The sequence below is a fragment of the Streptomyces sp. NPDC060198 genome (assembly GCF_042728415.1).
Lineage (GTDB): Bacteria > Actinomycetota > Actinomycetes > Streptomycetales > Streptomycetaceae > Streptomyces.
On record NZ_JBHWZJ010000413.1, the window covers coordinates 1 to 5716 of the forward strand.

Below are 5716 nucleotides of genomic sequence, written 5' to 3' on the forward strand. Positions count from 1 at the left end.
CCCCCGCACAGGGTGCCGCCGCTCCGGTTCCGGAGGCGCCGCCCGGGCCGGGGCGAGGGTCGGGGTGGCCCGGTGGTGGCGGCTCCGGAAGTCGGTGGCCGGGAAGCCGGAAGGGGCTCGTCAGCGGCTGTCGCTCCCCTTCGGGGCTGCGGCTGCCCTGCCCGCCTCCAGCCGGGCGACCGGAATGCGGAACGGCGAGCAGGAGACGTAGTCGAGGCCCACCTCGTGGAAGAAGTGCACCGACTCCGGGTCGCCGCCGTGCTCACCGCAGACGCCGAGCTTGAGGTCGGGGCGGGTGGCGCGGCCGGCCTCGACGGCGCTGCGCACCAGGGCGCCGACGCCGTCCTGGTCGATGGTCTCGAACGGGGAGACCCCGAAGATGCCCTTCTCCAGGTAGGCGGTGAAGAAGGACGCCTCCACGTCGTCGCGGGAGAAGCCCCACACCGTCTGGGTGAGGTCGTTGGTGCCGAAGGAGAAGAACTGCGCGGCCTCGGCGATCTGACCGGCGGTCAGTGCGGCGCGGGGCAGCTCGATCATGGTGCCGATGGTGAGCTTGAGGTCGGTCCCGGTGGCCGCCTGGACCTCGGCGATGACCTGGTCCGCCTCCTCGCGGACGATCTCCAGCTCCTGGACCGTGCCGACGAGCGGGATCATGATCTCGGCGCGCGGGTCTCCCTTGGCGTTCTTCCGGTGCGCGGCGGCCTCGGTGATGGCACGGACCTGCATGGCGAAGAGACCGGGGATGACCAGGCCCAGGCGAACCCCGCGCAGGCCCAGCATCGGGTTCTGCTCGTGCAGCTTGTGCACGGCCTGGAGGAGCCGCAGGTCGTTCTCGTTGGCGTCCTTGCGGGACTCCGCGAGCGCGACGCGCACCGAGAGTTCGGTGATGTCGGGCAGGAACTCGTGGAGCGGCGGGTCGAGCAGCCGTACGGTGACGGGCAGTCCGTCCATCGACTCGAACAGCTCGATGAAGTCGGCCTTCTGCAGCGGCAGCAGCTCGGCGAGGGCCGCCTCGCGTTCGGCGTCCGTGTCGGCGAGGACCAGCTTCTCCACGAGGACGCGGCGCTCACCGAGGAACATGTGCTCGGTGCGGCAGAGGCCGATGCCCTGGGCGCCGAAGCGGCGGGCGCGCAGGGCGTCTTCGGCGTTGTCGGCGTTGGCGCGAACCCGCAGCCGGCGCATCCGGTCGGCGTACGCCATGATCCGGTGGACGGCGGCGACGAGTTCGTCGGCGTCGTCGGCGCCCGCGTGCATCCGGCCCTCGAAGTACTCGACGACCGGGGACGGTACGACGGGTACCTCGCCGAGGTAGACCTTGCCGGTGGAGCCGTCCACGGAGACGAGGTCGCCCTCCTCGACGACGGTGTCGCCCACGGTGAGCCGGCGGCGCTTGGTGTCGACCTCGATCTCCTCGGCACCGCAGACACAGGTCTTGCCCATGCCCCGGGCGACGACGGCGGCGTGCGAGGTCTTGCCGCCGCGCGAGGTCAGGATGCCCTCGGCTGCGATCATTCCGTCGAGGTCGTCCGGGTTGGTCTCGCGGCGGATCAGGATGACCTTCTCGCCGGAGCGCGACCACTTGATCGCGGTGTACGAGTCGAAGACGGCCTTGCCGACGGCGGCACCCGGTGAGGCCGCGATGCCCCGGCCGAGCAGCCTGGTCTTCGCGGTGTCGTCGAAGCGGGGGAACATCAGCTGGGCGAGCTGGGCGCCGGTGACGCGCTGGAGCGCCTCGGCCTCGTCGATGAGCCCCTGGTCGACGAGTTGGGTGGCGATACGGAAGGCCGCTCCGGCGGTGCGCTTGCCGACGCGGGTCTGGAGCATCCACAACTGCCCGCGCTCGATGGTGAACTCGATGTCGCAGAGGTCCCTGTAGTGGGTCTCCAGGGTCTCCATGATCTGCATCAACTGGTCGTAGGACGTCCGGTCGATGGACGAAAGCTCGGCGAGCGCGACGGTGTTGCGGATGCCGGCGACGACGTCCTCGCCCTGGGCGTTCTGCAAGTAGTCGCCGTAGACGCCCTGGTGTCCGCTGGCCGGGTCGCGGGTGAAGGCGACGCCGGTGCCCGAGTCGGGTCCGAGGTTGCCGAAGACCATCGAACAGATGTTGACGGCGGTGCCGAGGTCGCCGGGGATGCGCTCCTGGCGGCGGTAGAGCTTGGCCCGGTCGGTGTTCCACGACTGGAAGACGGCGTGTATGGCCAGATCCATCTGCTCCCGGGCGTCCTGCGGGAAGTCGCGGCCCGCCTCGGTCTTCACGATCCGCTTGAAGTTCTTGACGAGCTTCTTGAGGTCCTCGGCGCCGAGGTCCGTGTCGACCTCGACCTTCTTGGCCCGCTTGGCGTCCTCCAGCGCGTCCTCGAAGAGGTCGCCGCCGACACCGAGCACGGTCTTGCCGAACATCTGGATGAGGCGGCGGTACGAGTCCCAGGCGAAACGCTCGTCGCCCGCCTGCGCGGCGAGACCGACGACGGAGGCGTCGGAGAGGCCGATGTTGAGGACGGTGTCCATCATGCCGGGCATCGAGAACTTGGCGCCGGAGCGTACGGAGACCAGGAGCGGGTCGTCGGCCTGGCCGAGGGTCTTGCCCATCCGCGTTTCGAGGGCGGCGAGATGGGAGCTCACCTCGTCACGGAGTTCGGCGGGTTCGACACCGCTGTCGAGGTAGACCTTGCACGCCTCGGTGGTGATGGTGAAGCCGGGAGGGACCGGCAGACCGAGGTTGGTCATCTCGGCGAGGTTCGCACCTTTCCCACCGAGCAGGTCCTTCAGATCCTTGTTGCCCTCGGTGAAGTCGTAGACGAACTTCCTTGGACCGTTGTTTCCCGACACGGGTCTCGACTCCTTGAGGACGCGGTGGGTGCCCTGACGGCGAGGAACATACCCAGATCGAAGGTGTCCGGTGGTGTCCACTTCTCCCTCGTGCGGCCGCAACCACCCGTCTGCCAGCAGATCGAATGCGAGAAGGCCCTGCCACCCTTCCGGGCGATGCGTTCACCTCTCGAACACAAGGTGACACTCCGCCACGAGCAACCGGTCACCCGTCACTCTCGGCAGCACATCGCGTCGATCGATCAAAGTCTGCACATCTGGCACGCAGTGCCGTCATTTGAGAAGTTGAGTCACGCGACACCCCCTCCCGTGGCGCTCATATGAGCTAAACCATCCTCAGACGTGGCGAGGATCACGTCGCCGAGGTCACTCGAATGCCATCATGCGGACGCCTCGCCGTCACCCTTCGCCCATTCACACACACGGATCGTGAGCACGGGGCACCGAAAAGGCCCCGGCTCGCACATCGCTGCAAACCGGGGCCGACAATCTACGACCTTCATGCGCTCATATGAGCAGAGCTCGGCGGAGGCACTCCGTACCCTCCGCGGACCGCGCCGCGATCAGCCGCCGGAGGTGTCCAGCTCGGCGTCCGCGCTCACACCGGAGCAGTCGTACGGGTCCTTCAGCCAGCCGTCCGGAAGCACGACCCGGTTGTTGCCCGAGGTGCGTCCGCGCGGGCCGTCCGCGCCGTCCGGCCAGGGCTGGTCGAGGTCCAGCTCGTTCAGCTGGTCGGCCAGCTCCTGGAGGGAGGAGGTGATCGCGAGCTTCTTGCGCATCTCCGAGCCCACGGCGAAGCCCTTGAGGTACCAGGCCACGTGCTTGCGGAAGTCGATCACGCCGCGCGCCTCGTCGCCGATCCACTCGCCCAGCAGGGTCGCGTGGCGCACCATCACCTCGGCGACCTCGCGCAGGACCGGCTCGCGCTTGGTGTTCGTACCGTCGAAGGCGCCGACCAGGTCACCGAAGAGCCAGGGGCGGCCGAGACAGCCGCGGCCGACGACCACGCCGTCGCAGCCGGTCTCGGCCATCATCCGGCGGGCGTCCTCGGAGGACCAGATGTCGCCGTTGCCGAGGACGGGGATCTCCGGGACGTGCTCCTTGAGGCGGGCGATGGCCTCCCAGTCCGCGGTACCGCCGTAGTGCTGGGCCGTGGTCCTGCCGTGCAGCGCGACGGCGGCCACCCCCTCCTCGACGGCGATCCGGCCGGCGTCGAGGTAGGTGAGGTGGTCGTCGTCGATGCCCTTGCGCATCTTGATCGTGACCGGCAGCTCACCGGCGTTCCCCACGGCCTCGCGCAGGATCGCGCGGAGCAGCGGCCGCTTGTACGGGAGCGCCGAGCCGCCGCCCTTGCGGGTCACCTTGGGGACCGGGCAGCCGAAGTTCAGGTCGATGTGGTCGGCGAGGTCCTCGTCGACGATCATGCGGACGGCCTTGCCGACCGTGACCGGGTCCACACCGTAGAGCTGGATCGACCGAGGGGTCTCGCTCGCGTCGAAGTGGACGAGCTGCATGGTCTTCTCGTTGCGCTCGACCAGCGCCCGCGTCGTGATCATCTCGCTGACGAACAGCCCCCGGCCGCCGGAGAACTCACGGCACAGGGTGCGGAACGGCGCGTTGGTGATACCGGCCATGGGGGCGAGGACCACCGGCGGCTGCACGGTGTGCGGGCCGATGCGGAGCTGCTGGGGCGCGGGGGCGAGCGTGGTCATCCCCCCATTGTCCCGTACGCGCGGAACTCCTCCGCCGGGCCGGTACGCCTCCGGGTCGCGGCCCCGCCGCCACCGCCCCCCCCATGCGTCCCACACGCCACGCCCGGCACGCCCGACCCACCCGGAACACCATGTTCCGGCGGCGGGTCGTTAGCGTCGGGCGGCATGACCTTACGTACGGAACGACGAGAGGTTCCCCTCATGCCCCACCGCTCCCCCACCTCGCACCCGTCCCGCCGGAGCCTGCTGACGCTGGCCGGGGCGGTCGGCGCCGGCACGCTGCTCACCGCCGGCACCGCGCACGCCACCGGGTCGCCCCGGGACCTCGCGGCAGGGGTAGAGGACGCACTGGCCGCGCTGCGGGCCCTGGAGCGGGAGCACGGCGCCCGGCTCGGCGCGTACGCCCGCAACCTCGCCACCGGCACGACGGTGGCGCACCGGGCCGGGGAACGCTTCCCGCTCTGCTCGACCTTCAAGACGCTCGCGGCGGCGGCCGTCCTGCGTGATCTCGACCGCGGCGGCGAGGTGCTGGGCAAGCGGGTCCACTACACGGAGGCGGACCTGGTCGAAGCCTCCGACGTCACCCGGGCCCATCTGGCCACCGGGATGACCGTGGCGGAGCTCTGCGACGCGGCGATCTGCGACAGCGACAACACCGCGGGCAACCTGCTGCTGCGGGAGCTGGGCGGCCCCTCGGAGGTCACCCGCTTCTGCCGGTCGCTCGGGGACGACACGACCCGGCTGGACCGGTGGGAGACGGAGCTGAACTCGGCCGAGCCCTGGCAGTGGCGGGACACCACCACCCCGTACGCCCTCTCGCGTACGTACGCCGGGCTGATCGTCGGGGACGCCCTGGCCCCCGGCGACCGCGAGCGGCTCACCGGCTGGCTGCTGAACTGCCGGACCAGCGCGACCCGCTTCCGGACGGGGCTGCCGAAGGACTGGACGATCGCCGACAAGACCGGCGGCGGCTCCTACGGCACCTGCAACGACGCGGGGGTCGCCTGGACGGCCGAGGGCGAGCCGGTGGTGGTGACCGTGCTGACCACCAAGCCGCAGGCCACGGCGGTCGGCGACCACCCGCTGGTGGCGAAGGCGGCGGCGGTGCTGGCGGCGGCGGTCGGCTGAGCCGGACCGCCCTACGGCCGTGGGGCCCGGATCGCCACAACGGC

At 70.4% G+C, this 5716-nt stretch carries 3 protein-coding genes; 1 reads left to right on the forward strand and 2 read right to left on the reverse strand.

The genetic code is table 11. The features are described from left to right. Nucleotides 1-120: 120 nt before the first annotated feature. A complete protein-coding gene (gene ppdK / locus ACFWEP_RS30555) occupies nucleotides 121-2832 on the reverse strand; it encodes a pyruvate, phosphate dikinase (RefSeq protein ID WP_387374922.1) in 2712 nt (903 codons plus the stop codon). 563 nt (nucleotides 2833-3395) lie between these two features. Beyond that, nucleotides 3396-4544 (reverse strand): tRNA dihydrouridine synthase DusB, encoded by a 1149-nt coding sequence (gene dusB, locus ACFWEP_RS30560; protein WP_387374924.1) that lies wholly within the window; start codon nucleotides 4542-4544, stop codon nucleotides 3396-3398. 201 nt (nucleotides 4545-4745) lie between these two features. Here dusB and bla point away from each other — a divergent pair, with 201 nt between their 5' ends. Continuing rightward, the gene (bla, locus tag ACFWEP_RS30565; RefSeq protein ID WP_387374926.1) at nucleotides 4746-5672 is read left to right on the forward strand and encodes a class A beta-lactamase; all 927 of its coding nucleotides are present in this window, start codon (nucleotides 4746-4748) and stop codon (nucleotides 5670-5672) included. Nucleotides 5673-5716 lie beyond the last annotated feature (44 nt).